Annotated in this window: 17 protein-coding genes and 1 riboswitch; of the genes, 15 read left to right on the top strand and 2 right to left on the bottom strand. The window is 72.3% G+C overall.

Features of this window, described 5'->3' with window-relative positions:
* The first annotated feature begins 41 nt into the window (after positions 1 to 41).
* The 4 genes from ACFYMU_RS15610 (at position 42) to ACFYMU_RS15595 (ending at position 5,986) form a co-directional block, all read left to right on the top strand.
* Positions 42 to 2,114 carry an alpha-galactosidase gene (locus tag ACFYMU_RS15610; RefSeq protein WP_388373016.1) on the top strand — a complete coding sequence of 691 codons (2,073 nt, stop codon included), beginning with the start codon at positions 42 to 44 and terminating at the stop codon, positions 2,112 to 2,114.
* Positions 2,115 to 2,419: 305 nt separating this feature from the next.
* A riboswitch (cyclic di-AMP (ydaO/yuaA leader) is annotated at positions 2,420 to 2,576 on the top strand.
* 4 nt (positions 2,577 to 2,580) lie between these two features.
* Positions 2,581 to 3,435, top strand: a complete 855-nt coding sequence (locus tag ACFYMU_RS15605) for a peptidoglycan DD-metalloendopeptidase family protein (RefSeq protein WP_388373014.1) — start codon at positions 2,581 to 2,583, stop codon at positions 3,433 to 3,435.
* A 250-nt stretch (positions 3,436 to 3,685) separates the two neighbouring features.
* Positions 3,686 to 4,471, top strand: a complete 786-nt coding sequence (locus ACFYMU_RS15600; protein WP_388373504.1) for an SGNH/GDSL hydrolase family protein — start codon at positions 3,686 to 3,688, stop codon at positions 4,469 to 4,471.
* A 330-nt stretch (positions 4,472 to 4,801) separates the two neighbouring features.
* Positions 4,802 to 5,986, top strand: a complete 1,185-nt coding sequence (locus ACFYMU_RS15595) for an MBL fold metallo-hydrolase (RefSeq protein WP_388373012.1) — start codon at positions 4,802 to 4,804, stop codon at positions 5,984 to 5,986.
* Here the strand turns inward: ACFYMU_RS15595 and ACFYMU_RS15590 are convergent.
* The gene (locus ACFYMU_RS15590) at positions 5,937 to 7,961 is read right to left on the bottom strand and encodes an SMI1/KNR4 family protein (RefSeq protein WP_388373010.1); all 2,025 of its coding nucleotides are present in this window, start codon (positions 7,959 to 7,961) and stop codon (positions 5,937 to 5,939) included. The genes ACFYMU_RS15595 and ACFYMU_RS15590 overlap by 50 nt on opposite strands.
* Before the next feature lie 213 nt (positions 7,962 to 8,174).
* Positions 8,175 to 9,719 carry an amino acid permease gene (locus ACFYMU_RS15585; protein ID WP_388373008.1) on the bottom strand — a complete coding sequence of 515 codons (1,545 nt, stop codon included), beginning with the start codon at positions 9,717 to 9,719 and terminating at the stop codon, positions 8,175 to 8,177.
* An 845-nt stretch (positions 9,720 to 10,564) separates the two neighbouring features.
* Here ACFYMU_RS15585 and ACFYMU_RS15580 point away from each other — a divergent pair.
* The 11 genes from ACFYMU_RS15580 to ACFYMU_RS15530 all read left to right on the top strand — a co-directional run bounded on the left by ACFYMU_RS15580 (position 10,565) and on the right by ACFYMU_RS15530 (position 19,688).
* Complete coding sequence (locus ACFYMU_RS15580) at positions 10,565 to 12,595, top strand: ATP-binding protein (RefSeq protein ID WP_388373006.1); 2,031 nt, start codon at positions 10,565 to 10,567, stop codon at positions 12,593 to 12,595.
* 56 nt (positions 12,596 to 12,651) lie between these two features.
* A complete protein-coding gene (locus ACFYMU_RS15575) occupies positions 12,652 to 13,086 on the top strand; it encodes a roadblock/LC7 domain-containing protein (protein WP_388373004.1) in 435 nt (144 codons plus the stop codon).
* A gap of 2 nt (positions 13,087 to 13,088) precedes the next feature.
* Entirely contained in the window at positions 13,089 to 13,460 is a 372-nt protein-coding gene (locus ACFYMU_RS15570; RefSeq protein ID WP_388373502.1) for a DUF742 domain-containing protein, read from the top strand.
* The gene (locus ACFYMU_RS15565; protein WP_388373002.1) at positions 13,438 to 14,037 is read left to right on the top strand and encodes an ATP/GTP-binding protein; all 600 of its coding nucleotides are present in this window, start codon (positions 13,438 to 13,440) and stop codon (positions 14,035 to 14,037) included. Before ACFYMU_RS15570 ends, ACFYMU_RS15565 begins: the two co-directional genes overlap by 23 nt.
* On the top strand, positions 14,034 to 14,585 hold the full coding sequence (locus ACFYMU_RS15560) for a GAF domain-containing protein (RefSeq protein ID WP_388373000.1): 552 nt from the start codon (positions 14,034 to 14,036) through the stop codon (positions 14,583 to 14,585). The genes ACFYMU_RS15565 and ACFYMU_RS15560 overlap by 4 nt, the downstream gene beginning before the upstream one ends.
* Before the next feature lie 254 nt (positions 14,586 to 14,839).
* A complete protein-coding gene (tdh, locus tag ACFYMU_RS15555; protein WP_388372998.1) occupies positions 14,840 to 15,868 on the top strand; it encodes an L-threonine 3-dehydrogenase in 1,029 nt (342 codons plus the stop codon).
* Between the two features lie 62 nt (positions 15,869 to 15,930).
* Positions 15,931 to 17,124 (top strand): glycine C-acetyltransferase, encoded by a 1,194-nt coding sequence (locus tag ACFYMU_RS15550; protein ID WP_388372996.1) that lies wholly within the window; start codon positions 15,931 to 15,933, stop codon positions 17,122 to 17,124.
* Between the two features lie 31 nt (positions 17,125 to 17,155).
* On the top strand, positions 17,156 to 18,061 hold the full coding sequence (locus ACFYMU_RS15545) for a LysR family transcriptional regulator (protein ID WP_388372995.1): 906 nt from the start codon (positions 17,156 to 17,158) through the stop codon (positions 18,059 to 18,061).
* Between the two features lie 62 nt (positions 18,062 to 18,123).
* Positions 18,124 to 18,759 carry a helix-turn-helix domain-containing protein gene (locus ACFYMU_RS15540; RefSeq protein ID WP_388372993.1) on the top strand — a complete coding sequence of 212 codons (636 nt, stop codon included), beginning with the start codon at positions 18,124 to 18,126 and terminating at the stop codon, positions 18,757 to 18,759.
* Complete coding sequence (locus ACFYMU_RS15535; RefSeq protein WP_388372991.1) at positions 18,756 to 19,298, top strand: GNAT family N-acetyltransferase; 543 nt, start codon at positions 18,756 to 18,758, stop codon at positions 19,296 to 19,298. The genes ACFYMU_RS15540 and ACFYMU_RS15535 overlap by 4 nt, the downstream gene beginning before the upstream one ends.
* A 30-nt stretch (positions 19,299 to 19,328) precedes the next feature.
* Positions 19,329 to 19,688 (top strand): MmcQ/YjbR family DNA-binding protein, encoded by a 360-nt coding sequence (locus ACFYMU_RS15530; protein WP_388372989.1) that lies wholly within the window; start codon positions 19,329 to 19,331, stop codon positions 19,686 to 19,688.
* Positions 19,689 to 19,788 lie beyond the last annotated feature (100 nt).

The following is a 19,788-nucleotide window of genomic DNA, read 5'->3' as shown; positions in this document are numbered from 1 at the left end:
GTTGAGACCTGATCGCACCTGTTCGGATATGTGGGGGCTCGATGTTGGAGATCGGCGCGGACGACCGTACCTGGCTGCTGTCGGGGCCCACGAGCAGTTACGGCCTCCGGGTCGCCGGCCACGGTGAACTGCTGCATCTGCACTGGGGCCCGCGGATCGCCCTCGCCGACGCCGAGGCCCTTGCCGCGCTGCCCGCACCGCCGTACCGGCCCTTCGAGTCCCCGCTCGACGGCCACGAGGAGTACCCGGTCGAGGGCGGTCCCCGCTTCGCCCGCCCCGCCCTGTCGGTCCGCACCGACGAGCGCCGGGGCACCGAGTGGGCCTTCGAGGGGTACGAGGCGGACGGCGGGGAACTGCGGCTGCGGTTCACCGACGCCGGGCTCGTGATCACCCTCCACTACCGCATGCGCGGGGACGTGGTCGAGCGCTGGGTGACCCTGGCCAACACGGGCCCCGGCCCCGTCGAACTCCTGCGTGCCGACTCCGCGACCTGGACCCTGCCCGAGCGGGACGGCTGGCGGCTGTCGCAGCTGCACGGCCGCTGGGCGGCCGAGTCCCGGCTCGTGCGCTCGCCCCTCACCTACGGCGAGAAGGTCATCGGCAGCCGGCGCGGCCACACCGGGCATCAGCACCTGCCGTGGGTCGCGCTCGACGTGGACGCGACCGAGGAGCACGGCGAGGTCTACGGCTGCGCGCTCGCCTGGTCCGGCACCTGGCGGATCGCGGTGGCCCAACTCCCGGACGCACGCGTCCAGATCACCGGCGGTGCCGGGTACGACGACTCCGGACTGCTGCGGCTGGCCGCGGGGGAGACGTTCGTCGCTCCGGTCTTCGAGGGACTGTGGAGCGACGGTGGTCTCGGCGGTGCGAGCCGCGCCTGGCACGCGTACCAGCGGGCGTACGTCATCCCGGACGCGGACCGGGACCGGCCGGTGCTCTACAACTCCTGGGAGGCCACCGGGTTCGACATCTCCGAGGAGCAGCAGCGGGCGCTCGCACGACGGGCGGCGGCCATGGGCGTCGAGCTGTTCGTGGTCGACGACGGCTGGTTCGGCGCCCGCACCGGCGATCGGGCGGGACTCGGCGACTGGAGCCCCAACCCCGACCGCTTCCCGTCCGGCCTCACGCCTCTGGCCGACCACGTGCACGCCCTCGGGATGCAGTTCGGCATCTGGGTGGAGCCCGAGATGGTCAATCCGGACAGCGACCTCTACCGCGCACACCCCGACTGGGTACAGCATCAAAAGGGGCGAAACAGGACAGAATTCCGCAATCAGCTCGTACTGAATCTCGCCCGCGACGATGTCCAGGAGTATCTCTGGCGGCAGCTCGACGGGCTGCTCTCCAGTGCCCCGATCGACTACGTGAAGTGGGACTTCAACCGCTGCTTCACCGATGCCGGCTGGCCCGGCGACCCGTATCCGCAACGCCTGTGGGTCGACCATGTGCGCGCCCTGTACGCCCTGGTGGACCGCTTGCGGGCGGCGCACCCCACGGTCGCCTTCGAGTCCTGCTCCGGCGGCGGCGGACGCGTGGACCTCGGGGTCATGAGCCGCACGGACCAGGTGTGGACCTCCGACAACACCGACCCGCTCGACCGGCTCGCCATCCAGCACGGCTTCAGTCAGATCCATCCGGCCCGGGTCATGGCCGCCTGGGTCACCGACAGCCCGAACACGCAGCTCAACGGGCGGGTCAGCGCGCTGCGTCTCCGGTTCGTGAGTGCCATGGCCGGGGTGCTCGGCGTCGGCGGCGACCTCACGAAGTGGAGCGAGTCGGAGCTGGCCGAGGCGCGGGACTGGGTCGGTCTCTACCGGCAGATCCGTCCCGTCGTCCAGCACGGCGATCTGTACCGGCTGAGGCCTCCCGCGGGCGGGCTGAGCGCGGTCCAGTACGTGCTCGGGGACGAGACGGTGGTCCTCGCCTGGCTCCAGGCGCAGCACTACGGCGAGCCGGTCGCTCCGCTGCGGTTGCGCGGACTTGACCCGGAAGCACGGTACGAATGCCGCGAAACGGGCGAAGTGTATCGAGGTGCGGTGCTGCTGCATCACGGACTGCGGACCGCCCTGCGGGGTGACCTCGATGCGACGGTTATCCGACTGTGTCGCGTCTGAGTGTTCTGTCCGAATTGATGCCTTCATTCCAACTCCGCCTGGAATGAGGCGCCCTGAAATTGCGATACGTGAGCAGCGTCATATTTGTGACGTTCCGCTGTCGCCATGTTCACGTAATTGTGGCGTCTTTTCGGGGCGATTGAGAATGTCTCCGCATCTCGTATCGACACAGGGTCACCGGTAATTTCCGCATGGATCAAGAGAAATGGGCCAATGGGGAAACCGGATGGTTGTCCCCATGCGTCCGGGTCGCTTACGTTCCCCTCGATCCGGGTGGAACGCCGAATCCTGCCGCCGCCCGGCGCTTACACCCTCTACCCGTGCCCGGCAGGAGCGGGGGACCCACAGGCAAGACGCCTGTTCCGGTCTCCGGAACGGCTAGGGGTAAAGCCGCGCACTGCCGCGACCGGACATCTCCAGTCCGCACCCGACAGCTCACCTCGCAGGCGCCGGAGAGGAATTCGACATGCCTGCAAAAGGCAAGCACCGCCGTCCCAAGCCCCGTCGCCTCATGCGTTCCATGGCCTTTGTCGGAACCGGTGGCGCCGCCCTCGCGCTGCCGTTGCTGGGGGCCACCGACGCGCATGCCGCCGCCCCCGCGGCAACCGTCTCCGGCAAGGCCGTGGCCGCGGCTCCGGTAGCGAAGAAGGCCGCCGTCAAGGCGGTCGCCGTCAAGACCTACACGGTGAAGCCCGGCGACTGCCTGTCCGCGATCGCCGCGGACCAGCACGTCGCCGGTGGCTGGAAGAAGCTCTACCAGGACAACCGCACGGTCATCGGCTCCGACCCGTCGCTGATCCACCCCGGCCAGAAGCTGGCGCTGGGCGCCGCCGCGGCCGCACCGTCACCCGCGAAGGCCCAGACCTCCGCGGCCACGACGACGGCGGCTCCCAAGGCCGCGACCGCCGCCACCGGCTACAGCATGCCGGTCCTGGGCGTCGCCATCGGCACCAAGTACCACGTCGCGGGCAGCATGTGGTCGAGCGGCTACCACACCGGCATCGACTTCGCCGTCCCGACCGGCAGCAGCCTCAAGGCCGTGGGCGCCGGCACCGTGGCCTCCGCGGGCTGGGGCGGCGCGTACGGCAACCAGGTCGTCGTCAGGCTCGCCGACGGCTACTACGCGCAGTACGCCCACCTGTCGAAGCTGTCCGTCTCCGCCGGCCAGACCGTGGCCGGCGGCCAGCAGGTCGGCCTCTCCGGCGCCACCGGCAACGTCACCGGACCGCACCTCCACTTCGAGATCCGCACGACCCCGAACTACGGCTCGGACGTGGACCCGGTCGCCTACCTGCGCTCGCACGGCGTGTCCATCGGCTGACCCGCAACGGCCCGCCGGACCCGAAGGCCGGACCCCTCGTTCCCCGGGGGGCCGGCCTTCAGCCGTGTCCCGTGCGCAGGACGGCCCTTGCTCCGGCGGGTCGCTCAACAACCGTACGCAGAGGCTTGTTCCGCATGCGCCCCGTGGTCTTTCTCACCGCCCGTCAACCCCTTCCTACGGTCGCGTAGCTCACATCGGAGGTGAATCATGAGCCGATGTGGCAGACGATTCGAAGAATGACAGCAGATCAGTGATCGGGTCGTACGTGGCGGTGGGGGACAGCTTCACCGAGGGCGTCGGCGACCCCGGACCCGACGGGCAGTTCGTCGGCTGGGCGGACCGGTTCGCCGTCCTCCTCGCCGACCGGCGGCCGGAAGGCGACTTCGAGTACACGAACCTCGCGGTACGCGGCAAGCTGCTCGACCAGATCGTCGCGGACCAGGTGCCGAAAGCCGTCCGACTCGCCCCGGACCTCGTCTCCTTCTGCGCCGGGGGCAACGACATCATCCGCCCCGGCACCGACCCCGACGACGTCGCCGAGCGCTTCGAGCGCGCCGTCGCCGATCTCGCCTCCGCCGTCGGCACCGTCATGGTGACCACCGGCTTCGACACGCGCGGCGTGCCCGTGCTCAAGCATCTGCGCGGGAAGATCGCCACCTACAACGGGCACGTCCGGGCGATCGCCGACCGGTACGGCTGCCCGGTCCTCGACCTGTGGTCGCTCAGGACGGTCCAGGACCGGCGCGCCTGGGACGACGACCGCCTCCACCTCTCGGCCGAGGGGCACACCCGGGTCGCCCTGAGAGCGGGCCAGGTCCTCGGTGTCGAGGTGCCCGCCGACCCCGACCAGCCGTGGCCGCCGCTGCCCCCGCGCGGCACGCTCGAGGTGCGGCGCGACGACATCCACTGGGCGCGTGAGCACCTGGTCCCGTGGATCGGGCGCCGGCTGCGCGGGGAGTCCTCCGGCGACCGCGTCGTGGCGAAGGGCACCCTGTCCCCGGACGACATCAAGTCGAGGATCGCGCAGGCGGTCTGACCGCGACGGCAACCGGCAGGTACGGCCCGGGCCACGCGCCCGGGCCGTCCGCGCCGCCCCACCACCGAACGGGAACGGCCCCGTACCCCCCCCGCACGGCGGCCACGCACCGGGTGCCCCCGCTTCGTGAGCACCCGGGGTCGGCGGGGCGGGCGCCTCGCCGGGGCGAGGGCCTTGCCGCACCCGCGCCGCGAACACCGCTCCCGGATGCGGAAGAAGAACGTGCGGCGAGGGGTTGGAGAGACATGGGCGCGCTGTGACACGGCCCGCCCGGTGCTGCCACAGGGCCGCCCGTACGGGACGCCCGACCCGACTCCAACTGGAGGTGCCGTGACCGGTTTCCGTTCCCTGAGCTCCGGGCTCCGCGCGCTGCGGCCCGTCGCGTTCGGCGTGGACCCGAGCGGGGAACGCCTGGAGCGGATCCGCAGATCGCCGCATTTCGCGAACGGCGCCTTCGTGAACCCTGAAGGCACCCGGATCCGGCCGTCCGGCAATTCCGCGGTGGAGCTGGCGAAGGTCTACTTCCGCAAGGAGGACCGTCTCCGGCGCGCTCCGGCCGGCACCGTCCCCGTGCACCCGACCACGTACGCCGACCTGGCCCGCCCCCCGGCGAGCGGGTTGCGGGTGACATGGATGGGGCACTCCAGCGTGCTCGCCGAGATCGACGGACACCGGGTGCTCTTCGACCCGGTGTGGGGCGACCGTTGTTCCCCCTTCGACTTCCTGGGCCCCAAGCGGCTGCACCCGGTGCCCCTGCCCGTGGCCGCGCTCGGCCCGGTCGACGTGGTCGTCATCTCCCACGACCACTACGACCACCTCGACCTGCCCACCATCAGGGCCCTGGCGGACACGGACACCGTGTTCGCGATACCGCTGGGCGTCGGCGGTCACCTGGAGCACTGGGGCGTGGCCGCGGACCGGCTCCGCGAGCTGGACTGGCACGAGTCGACGAAGGTCGGCGGCATCACCCTGACGGCCACGCCCGCCCGCCACTTCTGCGGCCGCGGGCTGCGCAACGGACAGCACACGCTGTGGGCGTCGTGGTCCGTGGCCGGCGAGGAGCACCGCATCTACCACAGTGGCGACACCGGCTACTTCGACGGCTTCGAGGACATCGGTGCCGCACACGGTCCGTTCGACGCCACGATGATCCAGATCGGGGCGTACTCGGAGTTCTGGCCGGACATCCACATGACCCCCGAGGAGGGCGTGCGCGCCCACCTCGACCTCCAGGGCGGACAGCCGCACGGCGTGATGCTCCCGATCCACTGGGGCACCTTCAACCTGGCGCCGCACCCGTGGGCGGAGCCGGGGGAGTGGACGACGGACGCAGCCGGAGCCGTCGGACAGGCGGTCGCCGTGCCTGTCCCGGGCCAGCCCTTCGAGCCCACCGGCGACCTTCCCACGCACCCCTGGTGGCGGGATGTGTCCCTGCCGCTGAACCGCACGTGGCCCGCTCCGGAGATCAGCCCGGGGGCGTCCCGTGACGACCTCGACCTGGTGGGCGAGGGCTGACCCCGGAGGAGCCGGTGCCCCGACAGGCAACGTTCACCCCGTCGGGCGAGCGTTGCCTGTCACAGCACTGGCCGGTGGGTGCTCCGTCCATGCGGATCACCATGTAGGTCTCGCCGTCCTTCGGCGGCCGCGTCCAGGAACGGGTGGTGAACGTGTGCAGCCGCCCGTTCAGGATCGCGTGACGGGGCAGGGAGGCACCGAACTCCCTGGTCACCGCTTCCAGCAGTGACTGTTCCGTCTGGGCGCCGGTGTCCCGGCCACCGAGGAACCGGACCGGGTCCAGCGCCCGCGGTATCTCGCCGCTGGGGCGGATCTCTCCGTCCGCGTAGGTGAAGGCGTACTGCTCGACACCGTCCTGCGCCACCGAGAGGTGGAAGAACGGCTGCCCGGCCGACGTCCTCAGGCCGCTCCACACCACCACCGCGCGGGTACCCGCGCTGGCGGCCGCAGCCGGGGAGACGAACCGCCGCCGGTCGAACGGGGCGGGATCGCCGTCGAAGGCGAAACTCCAGCCGGTGCCGGCCCGGCCGACCGCCATGAGAGCCCTGTCGTCGTAGGACGAGAACTCCTTCTGGTGGTGCGGCGAGCTGCGGCGTGCCTCCCGGAAGGTCATGGGCTCGTTCAGCACGGTGCCGTCGCCGTCCGCGAGACGGCCGGGCAGTTCCTCCGGCTCCACACCCTCCACCAGGACGAACCGGTAGGAGGGGCGGTTGTCGCCCGGTTCCGGCTCCGCGAGCCACGCCAGGTCGTCCGGGTCGATCCCGGCCGTCGGCCCCGGTGTCTCACCCGCCTGGCCGCCCCTCGGCGTGGACAGCAGTTCGCGCCCCCGCTCCGGGGTCAGCAGCGGCCCGAGCACCGGGTCGGCCACCCACCCCAGCGGTGCCAGGTGGTCCGGTCCCAGCGGCTCCCACAAGGGCACGGCGTTCACCAGCGTCCGCCATGCCCCGTCGGTGTCTCCCCACCGCGCCAGCTCCCGCGCCCGCTCGACCGCCTTCCCGAACGGTCCGGCCGCGGTGTACCGGTACGTGCCGCTGCGCACCTCGTCCAGCGTCGCACAGGCCAGTGACACCAAGTCGTCGCCGGCGCCCCGAAGAGGGAACCTCAGCGTGGAATCGTCCCGGTACGAGTGCGCCGCGTGCTCGGCGACCTGCGGCGGCAGCAGATCGGGCGCGTACCGCGGGTCCGTCACCAAGCCCTCGAAGGACCCCTTCGAGGTCTGTCCGAGGAGGTGGCGTATCTGGTCACCCAGCCCGGCGGCCCGTGGTCTGCCGTACTCCTCGGCCTGCTCCAGCGCTTTCGCGGCCCGCTCCCAGCCGCCGCGCAGCGCCTCCAGCCGGGCCTCCTCGACCAGGGCGTCCAGCTTGCGCGTCGTGTCGTTGACGAATGCCGGCTCCTCCTCGCTCCGATGCGCCCGCAGGCTGTGGAACTCCCGGTACATCTCCCGCATGAACTCGAGGAAGCTCGCATGCCGCTCGGGTGGCGCGGCCCGCCAGCTCGCCCACGTGTACACGGCCCACTCACCGGCCTCGTCCACGTCCCCGGGATCCAACAGAACGTGGGTGATGTCGGACTCCACGTCGAGTTGCAGCCCGCGCCTCCAGATGCCCGCCTCCCGCCGTTCCTCGGGCCCGGCGTCCTCGTCCAGATACTCCTCGAACATCTCCGCGAGTCCCGACTCGTCGTCGTGCCAACGCGCGTCCCCGGTCCCAGCCAGCAGCCACACGAACTCGCCCGCGTGCCGCCACCCGTCGCTGGCTTTGAGGAACTCCCGGTACGACGGGGGCATCCGCAGGCCCAGACGCTCTTCCATGGCTGCGATCCGCTCCTCGGTCGCGGGCGGGAAACCGAGCCACCGCGCCCGTCGAGCGGCCTCGTCGTCCTCGCACCGCGCCTCGCCGTCCGGCAGGGCGTCCGCCCACTCCCCGCTCCACCTGAGCAGGAAAGGCCGCCAGTCGAATGCCGTGGTGTGCGTCATGCGTCCGATGCTGCCACCCGCCACTGACATCGATACGCGTAGGCGGCCTCCGGCAGTCGGGGCTCTGCCGCTGACCGGCGCCCCACCGGGCGGGCCGCGCACCGCCCCTCCGTGTGGCCCGCCCGACGACCGTTGCCGCGTGTGCGGGGTCGTCGGGCGGCAGGCGTCGGGCGGCAGGCGTCGGGGCGGCCGTGCCGCTCGCCGGTCGCGCCGTCAGAACTCGAGTTCGTGCTCGATGGCGGCCAGTTCCTCCGGAGTGCCCTGGACCTTCGGACCGGTGAACCACTTGCGGGCGGACAGCAGCCACCAGACGCCGGCGAAGCCGAGGACCAGGAGGACGGCGATCGGGGTGTAGTTGAAGGTCTTCGCCGTGATCGGGCTGGTCGTCGGCAGCATGAACAGCACGGTGATGAACAGGGTCCAGACGACGGCGACGGCACCGATCGGCCTGCTCCAGCGGCCGAGGTGCCAGGGGCCGCGCTCGAAGCGGTCGCCCTGTAGCAGGCGCAGGAACACGGGCATCACATAGGCGATGTACAGGCCGATGACGGCGATCGAGGTGACCGCCGCGTACGCGGTGGCGTTCCACAGATAGGGGAGACCCAGCAGGAAGGCACCGCCCGCGGCCAGCCACACCGCGTTGGTCGGGGTCTTGGTGCGCTTGTTGATGCGGTGCCACACCTCCGAGCCGGGCAGTGCGCCGTCCCGGGAGAACGCGTAGACCATGCGTGAGTTGGCGGTGACCGAGGACATGCCGCAGAAGAACTGGGCGCCGATCGCGATGAGCAGCAGCAGCTTGCCGCCGGTCGCGCCCACCGCGTCGATGAAGATCTGCGCCGGGGGCACGCCGGTCGCGCTGCCCAACTCGCCGTCGTAGTCCTGGATCGCGAACGTGATGCCGATCAGCAGGATCCAGCCGGCGACCAGGGACACCAGGATCGACATCACGATGCCGCGCGGCCCGGACCTGGCGGCGTCGTGCGTCTCCTCGGTCATGTGCGCGGAGGCGTCGTAGCCGGTGAAGGTGTACTGCGCCAGGAGCAGGCCGAGCAGACCGACGTACAGCCCCGAGTGCCAGCCGGTGTTGTTCACGAAGTGGGTGAACACGAAGTCCGCGGACTGGTGTTTGGACGGTACGACGACGAGGGTGCCCACGATGACCAGCACGCCCAGGACGTGCCACCACACGCTGACGTTGCCGAGCAGGGAGACCAGTTTCACCCCGAAGGTGTTCAGCAGGCCGTGTGCCGCGAGCACCAGCGCGAACAGGGTGATGGTGTGCCCGGGGGTCGCCGAGAACCCGAACTGCAGGTCCAGCAGCGCGTTGAGGAAGAACGCCGCGCCGAAGTCGATGCCCGCGGTCACCGCCACTTGGCCGAGGAAGTTGAACCAGCCGGTGAACCAGGACCAGGCCGGCCCGTGGGACGGGGCGAGCTTGGCGGCCCAGTAGTACAGGCCGCCCGCGGTGGGGTAGCTGGAACAGACCTCGGCCATGGCCAGGCCGACGAACAGGGTCATGACGCCGACCAGCGGCCAGCCCCACGTGATCAGTGCCGGTCCGCCGGTGGTCATGCCGAAGCCGTACAGCGTCAGGCAGCCGGACAGTACCGAGATGATGGTGAACGAGATGGCGAAGTTGGAGAACGCCGACATCGAGCGGGCCAGCTCCTGGGCGTAGCCGAGTTCGTGCAGACGTTGCTCGTCACCGGACAGCGGGCTGTCCGTTTCGCTCCTGGTCGCGGACTTGTCGGTGGACATATGCGCCTCCTCCGGCTCGGGCAGTCGCCGCGGTGGGGACGCGGGGCGGACCGCTCGTTGCCTGGAACCAAAGGTTTGAGGCGATACCTTTTCCCTCAATGGCGCCGGGCGCAAGAGGCAGGGCGTTAAACGCCGGTAACCAATCGGCCTCGGTGCCGGGGTGCCGGGGTGCGTACGGAGGCACCGGCGGCTCGTTCCCGGCTGCCGCGCCGGTGCTGCGGCCGGGCCGCGTCGACCGGCTCGCGTGTCTGCAATGGTCTGCTGGGTCACCTTTTGGTCGCCAGTGGCCGGCGGGAGGGGCGCTGAAGGTGTCGGGGGGTGTGGGGTGGTGTGGGGTGGTGCGGGGTGGCGAAGCACCGGCGGGCGGTCGTCCCGAAGCGACCGCGGACATCGACACGGCGGGTGACCGGGCCGAGGGGAGCGTCGCGCGCTCGGGGCCCAGGAGAGCTCCGCAGGCCGGCACTCCGGTCGGCGCGCCAACGGGGGCGAGGGCGGGGGAGCGCATGGCTCCTCGGCGCTCAGCCTTCCGTTCGTGACCGCTTCTGAACAGCCCTGATCGCTTCGACGGCGTGCGGAAGCGCAAACCCGGCGCGGTCATCGGTCTGTCGTACGAAGCCTCATACCAGAGCGGGACGCTTCCCGGAGGACTTTGTCAACAGCCCATCGCACATGTCCGGACGGCGACTACTCTGAGTGGCCGCCGGGCGACACGGGGCTGCATTCCTCGGCTCTGTCGACCGGCGCCGCGAGGGCGCACACCCGTGTGCGACGCAGGCGCACGCCCGAGTCGCGCAGACCCGCGGGAGCCCCCCACACCCCGGACGCACCCCAGTACAAGGACGCCGATGTCTCACCTTCGCGCACCGGCCGCACGCGCAGACCGCCGTGAGAGCGGCCGGCACGGGCGACCCGTCGCCCGTACGGCCCCCTCGCCGCCCGAGACCCGCATACGGCCCCAACTGCTGCGCCTGGCGATCCTGCCGCCCCTCGCGGTGGCCCTGAGCGCGTGCGCCGCCGTGCTGTTCACGGTCCGCTCCACCCGCGCGCACCCCACGCCCGTGCTCCTGGGCGTGCTCGCGGGCGCCCTCGTGGTGACCCTGGTCGGCATCGTGCTGGCCGCCGTGGCCGCCGACCGTGCCGCCCGCTCCGTGGGCGAAGGCGTCGACGCACTGCGCCGCGCCGGCGCGCGCGGCGAGGCCGAGCTGCGCGCCCTCGTCGAGGCGCTGCGCCGCGGCGAGGAGCCGCCCGTGCGCCCGCCCTCCGGCGAACCGGCCGCTGACGCCGGGGACTTCGAGCTGCTCGCCGCCGAGCTGGCCCGCTCTCACGACGGCGCCGTGGCCGCGGTCGTGCAGGCCGCGCAGCTCTCCAGCCAGGCGGGCGACGAACGGAAACTCGAGGTGTTCGTCAACCTCGCACGGCGCCTTCAGTCGCTCGTGCACCGGGAGATCTCGATCCTCGACGAGCTGGAGAGCGAGATCGAGGACCCCGATCTGCTCAAGAGCCTCTTCCACGTGGACCACCTCGCCACCCGCATCCGGCGCCACGCGGAGAACCTCGCGGTCCTCGGCGGAGCCGTCTCCCGCCGCCAGTGGAGCAACCCGGTCCCCGTGACCGAGGTGCTGCGTTCCGCGATCGCCGAGGTCGAGCAGTACGCGCGGATCAAGCTGGTGCCGCCGATCGACGGCACCCTGCGCGGGCACGCCGTCGCCGACGTCATCCACCTGCTGGCCGAACTGGTCGAGAACGCCACCGTGTTCTCCGCGCCGCAGACCCAGGTGCTGCTGCGCGCCGGCCTCGTCACCTCGGGCCTCGCCGTGGAGGTCGAGGACCGCGGGCTCGGCATGCCCCCGGCCGAACAGCACAGGATGAACGCCCTCCTCGCCGACCCTGACCAGGTCGACGTCGCGAGCCTGCTGGCGGACGGCCGCATCGGCCTGTTCGTGGTCTCCCAGCTCGCCCGCCGGCACGGCATCCACGTCCGGTTGCAGACCAACATCTACGGCGGTGTCCAGGCGGTGCTCGTCGTACCGCAGGGACTGCTGGGGACAGCCGCCGCATCCGGGACCCCGACACCGGCGACCCCGCACACCACGGCCCGGCCCACGGCGGACCTGGGCACACCCGCCGCGACGCAGGCGCACGGAGCGCCCGCCGCAGCTCCGCGCCCCCGGCCCCTGCCGGGACAGGGCACCCCGACCACGACGCCGCCACCCGCCGGGACGGAGCCCGCCGGCCCTCCCGCGCACTCCCGGCCCCCGCAGCCGCGGCACGACCCGGCCCCGGCCGCCCACAGCCGGTCCCCGCTGCCCGTGCGCGGCTCCGAGGCCGTACGCCCCGGCCCGGCCGAGGCCCGCCCCGGCCTCCGGCACGGCGACCGGCCGGCCCCCGCGGAGAACACACGCGGCCTGCCCGCACCGCTGGTCGGCCCGGTGCGGGGCACCATGAGCAGACCCGGACTGCCGCGACGGCGCGCCCAGGAGCACATCGCACCCCAGCTCCGCGGGGGCCCGACACCGTCCCTCCGCCGGGACGACGACGAGCACATCGGCCACGACCCGGGTCTGATGGCCGCCTTCCAGCGGGGCGTCGGCCTTGCGGAGGCGCGGGAGCAGCCGGAGCCAGGCACCGGCACCGGGACCGGGACCGGCACCGGCACCGGGACCGGGACCGGGATCGGCATCGGGACCGGGACCGGGACCGGCACCGGGACCGGCACCGGCACCGGCATCGGGACCGGGACCGGCACCGGCATCGAGCCGGGCACCCGGGCGGCACCGGCCACGGCCCCGCACACCGGTGTCTCCGCCGGCCTCCCGCACGCGACGGCCCGGCACGACGCGACGGCCCGGCACGACGGGGGCGCTCCCGCCGGATGACCGCCCCCACCCCACCCGCTCCCGCAGACCCGCGTACCCCAAGGAGTCGATCCACCATGGCCAGCGAAGCGCCGACCTCCCATGTCTCCGACCTCGACTGGTTGATGAGCGGCCTCGTGCAGCGCGTACCGCACACCACCAGCGCGGTGCTCCTGTCCTGCGACGGGCTCGTGAAGTCCGTCCACGGTCTCGATGCGGACAGCGCCGACCACATGGCGGCCCTGGCCTCCGGCCTCCACTCCCTCGGCCGCAGCGCGGGCGTCCGCTTCGGGGACGGCGGCGACGTGCGGCAGATCGTCGTCGAGCTCGACTCGACCCTGCTGTTCGTGACGACCGCGGGCTCCGGTACCTGCCTCGCCGTCCTCGCCGGCCGCGAGGCCGACGCCGCGGTCCTCGGCTACGAGATGGCCATGCTCGTCAAGAGTGTCCGGCCGTACCTGGTGACCGCCCCCCGCCGGCCCGCCACCGAGCCCACGGCGATGAGGTCTTGAGCGTGGCAGCGGCCGGCGACGGCCCCTGGCTCGACGACGCGGCGGGGCGGCTGGTCCGCCCCTACACGGTCAGCGACGGGCGCACCCGGCCGACCACCGCACTCGACCTCCTGTCGCAGGTGATGGTCACCGGCACCACCCCCCTGGGATACCTCGGCCCCGAGCACACCCAGGCGCTGGACCTGTGCCGCGCGCCCGTCTCGGTCGCCGAGGTCGCGGCTCATCTGAGGCTGCCGGCGGTGGTCACCAAGGTGCTGCTGTCGGACCTCGTCGACTGCGGGGCGCTCACCACCGGGCCTCCCGCCTTCCACCACAACCCCACTGACCGGTCCCTCCTGGAGGCAGTGCTCGATGGACTACGACGACAGCTCTGACCCCTTCCCCACCGCGCTCAAGATCCTGGTGGCGGGAGGGTTCGGAGCAGGCAAGACGACCTTCGTGGGCGCGGTGAGCGAGATCGCGCCGCTGAGCACGGAGGAGCTGCTCACCACGGCCGGCGCCGCGACCGACAGCCTGGAGGGGGTCGAGAACAAGGTCGAGACGACCGTGGCCATGGACTTCGGCCGCATCACCCTCGATCCCCAGCATGTCCTGTACCTGTTCGGCACCCCCGGACAGGAACGGTTCTGGTTCATGTGGGACGAGCTGTCCGAGGGCGCGCTCGGCGCGGTGGTCCTCGCCGACACCCGCCGTCTCGAGGACTGCTTCGCCGCCGTCGACTTCTTCGAGCAGCGGGGTCTCGCGTTCGTCGTGGCCGTCAACGAGTTCGACGGCGCGTGCCGTTACCACCCCGACGAGGTGCGTGCCGCCATCGGCCTCGCCCCCGAGACCCCCGTGGTGCGCTGTGACGCCCGGATCTCCAGCTCGGGGGTGCAGACCCTGCTCACGCTGGTGCGCCACCTGCTGGCGTACGCGCCGGCACCGGCCCCCGGACACGGAGCCCGCACATGACCCGGAGCCGACTGCTCCTGACCCCGGAGGACGGCGACGCCGCGGAGCGGGTCGGCAGGCTCCGTCGGCTCGGCCTCGGCGAGCGCCCGGAGCCGGAGTTCGACGCCTTCGCGGACCGGCTCGCCGCGCTCGCCGCCGTGCCGTACGCGATGGTCAACTTCATCGACGGCCACCGGCAGTTCTTCGCGGGACTCCACCAGCCCGACGGCCACCCGCTCACCGGGCCGGCCGGCCCGGACGGGACACCGGTCCGCCACCTGGGCCGCGAGTACGGCTTCTGCCCGCACGTCGTCGTCCGGCGCAAGGCGCTCGTGCTGGAGGACGTCCGCGACTATCCGCGCTTCGCGAGCAACGCGGTCGTCGACGAATGCGGCGTCCGCTCCTACCTCGGTGCCCCGCTGGTCGACCGCACGGGCATCGCCCTCGGCACGGTCTGCGCGATCGACGTCGAGCCGCGCCCCTGGGGCCGGGCGGGTCTGGAGACCATCAAGGCGCTGGCCGCGGAGCTCGTCGCGCGGATCCACCGGAGGGAGGACGGCGGGATCTGACGCGCGGCCGGCGGCCGCCGTGCGGGCGGCGGCCCGGGGGCGGCGGACGGCCCGGGGGCGGCGGACGGCCCGGGCGGCGGACGCCGGAACGTGGGTCGCGGGGCGTGAAGGAAAGCTGCGGCCGCGCTTAAGAAAACCTCGATGGACCGGGGGTGCGTGATGCGGCAGATTCCTGAGGGACTTCGCACCCCTCTCCCCGGCACGGGCCCTTCGGCATGCCCTGCCCCGGGACCTCACCCACAGGAGCCGTAGCGTTGAAGGCGCTGGTCAAGGACAAGGCGGAACCCGGGCTCCGGCTCACCGACGTCCCGGAGCCGCAGATCGGTCCGGGCGACGTGCTGATCAAGGTCCTCAGAACCGGGATCTGCGGCACCGACCTGCACATCCGGGCTTGGGACGGCTGGGCGCAGCAGGCCGTCAGGACACCCCTCGTGGTCGGGCACGAGTTCGTCGGAGAGGTCGTCGCGACCGGCCGTGACGTCCCGGACATCAGGACCGGTGACCGGGTCGGCGGCGAGGGCCACCTGGTGTGCGGCAAGTGCCGCAACTGCCTGGCCGGGCGCCGCCATCTGTGCCGTGCGACGGTCGGGCTCGGCGTCGGACGCGACGGCGCCTTCGCCGAGTACGTGGCGCTGCCCGCCGAGAACGTGTGGGTGCACCGGGTCCCGGTCGACCTCGACGTCGCCGCCGTCTTCGACCCGTTCGGTAACGCCGTCCACACCGCGCTGTCCTTCCCCGTGGTCGGGGAGGACGTGCTGATCACCGGCGCCGGCCCGATCGGGCTGATGGCCGCCGCCGTGGCCCGGCACGCGGGCGCCCGCAACGTCGTCGTCACCGACGTCAGCGAGGAGCGCCTGGAGCTGGCCCGCAAGATCGGCGTGAGCCTGGCGCTGAACGTCTCCACAGCCACCGTCGCCGACGGTCAGCGGGAGCTGGGGCTGCGCGAGGGCTTCGACATCGGCCTGGAGATGTCCGGCCGCCCCGAGGCGATGCGCGACATGCTCGCCAACATGACCCACGGCGGCCGGATCGCCATGCTCGGACTGCCCTCCCAGGAGTTCCCCGTGGACTGGGCCCGGATCGTGACCTCCATGATCACGATCAAGGGCATCTACGGTCGTGAGATGTTCGAGACGTGGTACGCCATGTCGGTCCTGCTGGAGAGCGGGCTCGACCTCGCCCCCGTGATCACCGGCCGGTACGGCTACCGGGACCACGAGGAGGCGTTCGCCGACGCGGCGAGCGGCAAGGGCGGCAAGGTCATCCTGGACTGGACCGCGTAACCGTCCCTGTGGGCTGAGCGGGAGTGAGTCCGCTCAGCCCCACGCCCCGAAGGAGTTCCCCGATGTTCGACTCCGTGCGCGACGATCTGCGCACCACCCTCGACGAGATCCGCGCCGCCGGGCTGCACAAGCCGGAGCGCGTCATCGGCACCCCCCAGTCCGCGACTGTGAACGTCACAGCGGGCGGCCGCCCCGGCGAGGTGCTCAACTTCTGCGCCAACAACTACCTCGGCCTCGCCGACCACCCCGAGGTGATCGCCGCCGCCCACGAGGCACTGGAGCGCTGGGGCTACGGCTTGGCGTCCGTGCGCTTCATCTGCGGCACGCAGGAGGTGCACAAGGAGCTGGAGGCGCGACTGTCCGCGTTCCTCGGCCAGGAGGACACGATCCTGTACTCCTCCTGCTTCGACGCCAACGGTGGTGTCTTCGAGACCCTCCTCGGCCCCGAGGACGCCGTCATCTCCGACGCCCTCAACCACGCCTCGATCATCGACGGCATCCGCCTGTCCAAGGCCCGCCGCTTCCGCTACGGCAACCGTGACACCGCCGATCTGGAGCGGCAGTTGAAGGAGGCCGCGGGTGCCCGGCGCAAGCTGGTCGTCACCGACGGCGTCTTCTCCATGGACGGTTATGTGGCCCCGCTGCGCGAGATCTGCGACCTCGCCGACCGGCACGGCGCCATGGTCATGGTCGACGACTCGCACGCCGTCGGCTTCGTCGGCCCCGGCGGTCGCGGCACCCCCGAGCTGCACGGCGTCATGGACCGCGTCGACATCGTCACCGGCACCCTGGGCAAGGCGCTCGGCGGCGCCTCCGGCGGATACGTGGCGGCCCGCGCCGAGATCGTCGCCCTGCTGCGCCAGCGCTCGCGGCCGTACCTCTTCTCGAACACGCTGGCCCCGATGATCGCGGCGGCCTCGCTCAAGGTGCTCGACCTGCTGGAGTCGGCGGGCGACCTGCGCGAGCGGCTGCGCGAGAACACCGCTGTCTTCCGCCGCCGTATGACCGAGGAGGGCTTCGACGTCCTGCCGGGGGACCACCCGATCGCCCCGGTCATGGTCGGTGACGCGGCGAAGGCCGGTCGTATGGCCGAACTGCTGCTGGAGCGCGGTGTGTACGTCGTCGGCTTCTCGTACCCGGTGGTCCCGCAGGGCCAGGCCCGTATCCGGGTGCAGCTGTCCGCCGCGCACTCGACGGACGACGTGCACCGCGCCGTGGACGCGTTCGTGGCCGCACGGGCGGAACTGGACGGCTGACCCCGCCCCACGGCTTGCGATAATCGTTCGCATGATCGAAGCGCGGCGGCTCCACATCCTCCGTGCGGTGGCCGACCACCGCACCGTCACGGCGGCCGCCGCCGCGCTCTACCTCACCCCCTCCGCCGTGTCCCAGCAGCTCGCCGCCCTGGAACAGGAGACCGGTCACCGGCTCGTCGAGCGGAGCGCCAAGGGGGTACGACTGACCCCGGCAGGCGAGATCCTGCTCGCCCACACCCACCTCGTCCTCGCTCAGCTCGAGCGCGCCGAGGCGGAACTCGCGGCCTACGGCGTGGGATCTGCGGGCACGGTGACCCTCGCCTCCTTCGCCACCGGCATCGGCCTGGTCGTCGCCCCCGCGCTGGCCCGCCTCGCGCGCAGCGCACCCGGCATCCGGGTCCGTGTCCAGGACGCCGAGGGCGACGCGAGCCTGCCGATGGTCCTGGACCGGCAGGTCGACGTCGCGGTCGCCGTCGAGTACCGGGGCGCGCCCGACGCGGACGACCCCCGGCTGACGCACATCCCGCTCTACGCGGAGCCCTTCGACGCGGTCGTGCCGGTCGCCCACCGTCTCGCGGACGCGGTCGAGGTCCCGCTGGCCGAACTGGCCAAGGACGCGTGGATCGGCCCCTACCCCGGCAACCCCTGCCACGACGTGGTCGTGCTGGCCTGTGAGCACGCCGGGTTCCAGCCCCGCCTCGAACACTCCTCGGACGACTTCCGCGCGGTCGTCGCGCTAGCCTCGGCCGACGCGGGAGTGGCCCTGGTGCCGCGCTCGGCCCTGCGCGGCATGGATCTCACGGGTGTGGTGGTCCGCCCGGTCGACGGGATCGCCCCCACACGCCGGGTCTTCGCCGCCGTACGGCGCGGTGGGGAGGAGCATCCCCTGGTCCGCCCGGTCCTGGACGCGCTGGCGGACGCGGCGACGGCCGACTGAAGCACGTCACATGCTCCCGCGTGTCCCGAATCCGGGATAACCTCCCGAATGTGAGACGGAATATGAGAGGCACCGAGGATGTGGGGCGGGCGGGACCTGCCGGACCTGCGGGACCTCCGGGACGTACGGCAGACGATCTCCTGGATCCCGTCGACGCCCGGCTGGGAGCACGCCTTGCCGAGCTGCGGGCCGAGCGCGGCTGGTCGCTGGGTGACCTGGCGGAGCGCAGCGGGGTGAGCCGTTCGACCCTGTCCCGGGCCGAGCGTGCCGAGATCAGCCCCACGGCGGCGATGCTGAACCGTCTGTGCGGTGTCTACGGCCGCACCATGTCCCAGCTGCTGAGCGAGGTCGAGGGGGAGCCCGCGCCACTGGTGCGCGCCGCCGACCAGACGGTGTGGGAGGACCCGGCCTCCGGCTTCGTGCGGCGCTCGGTGTCCCCTCCGCACCCCGGACTGCGCGGCGAACTCGTCGAGGGGCGGCTCGTGCCGGGCGCCGACATCGCGTACGACCGGCCGCCCGTGGCCGGACTCGAACAGCACATCTGGGTGCTCGACGGGACCCTGGAGGTGACCGCGCAGCAGGCCGGGCACCGGCTCGCGGCCGGGGACTGCCTGCGGCTGCGGGTGTGGGGTCCCACGCGGTTCCACTGCCCCGGGCCGGACGCCGTGCGCTACGCGCTGCTGGTGGTGCTCCCGTGACCGCCGTCACCGGACTGACCGGCCCCGAGGTGCTCGCCCACGTCGGGGAGCTGGCCGATCTGCTGACCGACACGGTGCACGGCGGGGCCTCGATCGGCTTCCTCGCACCGCTCGACCGGGCGGAGGCCGTCGCGTGGTGGGAGGGGCGGGCGGCCGCGGTCGACGCCGGCGGTCTGGCGGTGTGGGTGGCGTGGGCCGGGAACCGGGTGACGGGCACGGTCGGTCTCGCCTTCCCCGACAAGCCGAACAGCCGCCACCGCGCCGAGCTGGTCAAACTCATGGTGCACCGGGACGCCCGGGGCCGGGGACTGGGCCGCCGGCTGCTGGCCACCGCCGAGCGGGCGGCCGCCGAGGCCGGGATCACCCTGCTCCACCTGGACACGGAGACCGGCAGCCCGGCCGAGTCCCTGTACGCGTCCGCGGGCTGGACCCGGACCGGGGCGATACCGGACTACGCGTTGACGCCGTCGGGCGACCCGCACCCCACGACGATCTTCTACAAGCGGGTGGGGGCCCTCGGCCGTCGAACGGCGGGGTGATTGTCGGTGGCCTTCGCTACGGTGCGGGACATGCCGGATGCCGAAGACGTACGCCGTATCGCCCTCTCCCTGCCCGACACGACGGAGAAGATCGCCTGGGGCATGCCCACGTTCCGGGTCGCCGGGAAGATGTTCGCCACGCTGCCCGAGGACGAGACGTCCATGGCGGTGCGCTGCCCGAAGGAGGAGCGGGACGAGCTGGTGCTGGCGGAGCCCGAGAAGTTCTGGATCGCGGGCCACGAGGCGCAGTTCGCCTGGATCCGGGTGCGCCTCGCCGCCCTGGAGGACGAGGCCGAACTGCGCGACGTGCTCGCCGACTCCTGGCGCCAGGCAGCCCCGTCCCGTCTCCTCGACCACCACCCTGAGGTGGGCCTTCCGGCCGGCGGCTGACCGGGGCGGCGCGGGAGTCGCCCGGGGGCGAACGGCACACAAACGGGTGCGCGACCAGGCCCCCGAGTGCGGTATGGTTTCTGTGCGCGTTCAGCCAGGG

The sequence above is a fragment of the Streptomyces sp. NPDC007264 genome, from assembly GCF_042869095.1.
GTDB lineage: Bacteria > Actinomycetota > Actinomycetes > Streptomycetales > Streptomycetaceae > Streptomyces.
This window is presented reverse-complemented; position numbering and strand designations above follow the sequence as displayed.

Excerpts from the sequence above, each read along its gene's own strand:
- ACFYMU_RS15530 (WP_388372989.1), top strand. The coding sequence starts at position 19,329 with ATGCCGGATGCCGAAGACGTACGCCGTATCGCCCTCTCCCTGCCCGAC.
- ACFYMU_RS15610 (WP_388373016.1), top strand. The coding sequence starts at position 42 with ATGTTGGAGATCGGCGCGGACGACCGTACCTGGCTGCTGTCGGGGCCC.
- ACFYMU_RS15550 (WP_388372996.1), top strand. The coding sequence starts at position 15,931 with ATGTTCGACTCCGTGCGCGACGATCTGCGCACCACCCTCGACGAGATC.
- ACFYMU_RS15565 (WP_388373002.1), top strand. The coding sequence starts at position 13,438 with ATGGACTACGACGACAGCTCTGACCCCTTCCCCACCGCGCTCAAGATC.
- ACFYMU_RS15560 (WP_388373000.1), top strand. The coding sequence starts at position 14,034 with ATGACCCGGAGCCGACTGCTCCTGACCCCGGAGGACGGCGACGCCGCG.
- ACFYMU_RS15575 (WP_388373004.1), top strand. The coding sequence starts at position 12,652 with ATGGCCAGCGAAGCGCCGACCTCCCATGTCTCCGACCTCGACTGGTTG.
- ACFYMU_RS15580 (WP_388373006.1), top strand. The coding sequence starts at position 10,565 with ATGTCTCACCTTCGCGCACCGGCCGCACGCGCAGACCGCCGTGAGAGC.
- ACFYMU_RS15540 (WP_388372993.1), top strand. The coding sequence starts at position 18,124 with ATGAGAGGCACCGAGGATGTGGGGCGGGCGGGACCTGCCGGACCTGCG.
- ACFYMU_RS15605 (WP_388373014.1), top strand. The coding sequence starts at position 2,581 with ATGCCTGCAAAAGGCAAGCACCGCCGTCCCAAGCCCCGTCGCCTCATG.
- ACFYMU_RS15585 (WP_388373008.1), bottom strand. The coding sequence starts at position 9,719 with ATGTCCACCGACAAGTCCGCGACCAGGAGCGAAACGGACAGCCCGCTG.
- ACFYMU_RS15590 (WP_388373010.1), bottom strand. The coding sequence starts at position 7,961 with ATGACGCACACCACGGCATTCGACTGGCGGCCTTTCCTGCTCAGGTGG.
- ACFYMU_RS15545 (WP_388372995.1), top strand. The coding sequence starts at position 17,156 with ATGATCGAAGCGCGGCGGCTCCACATCCTCCGTGCGGTGGCCGACCAC.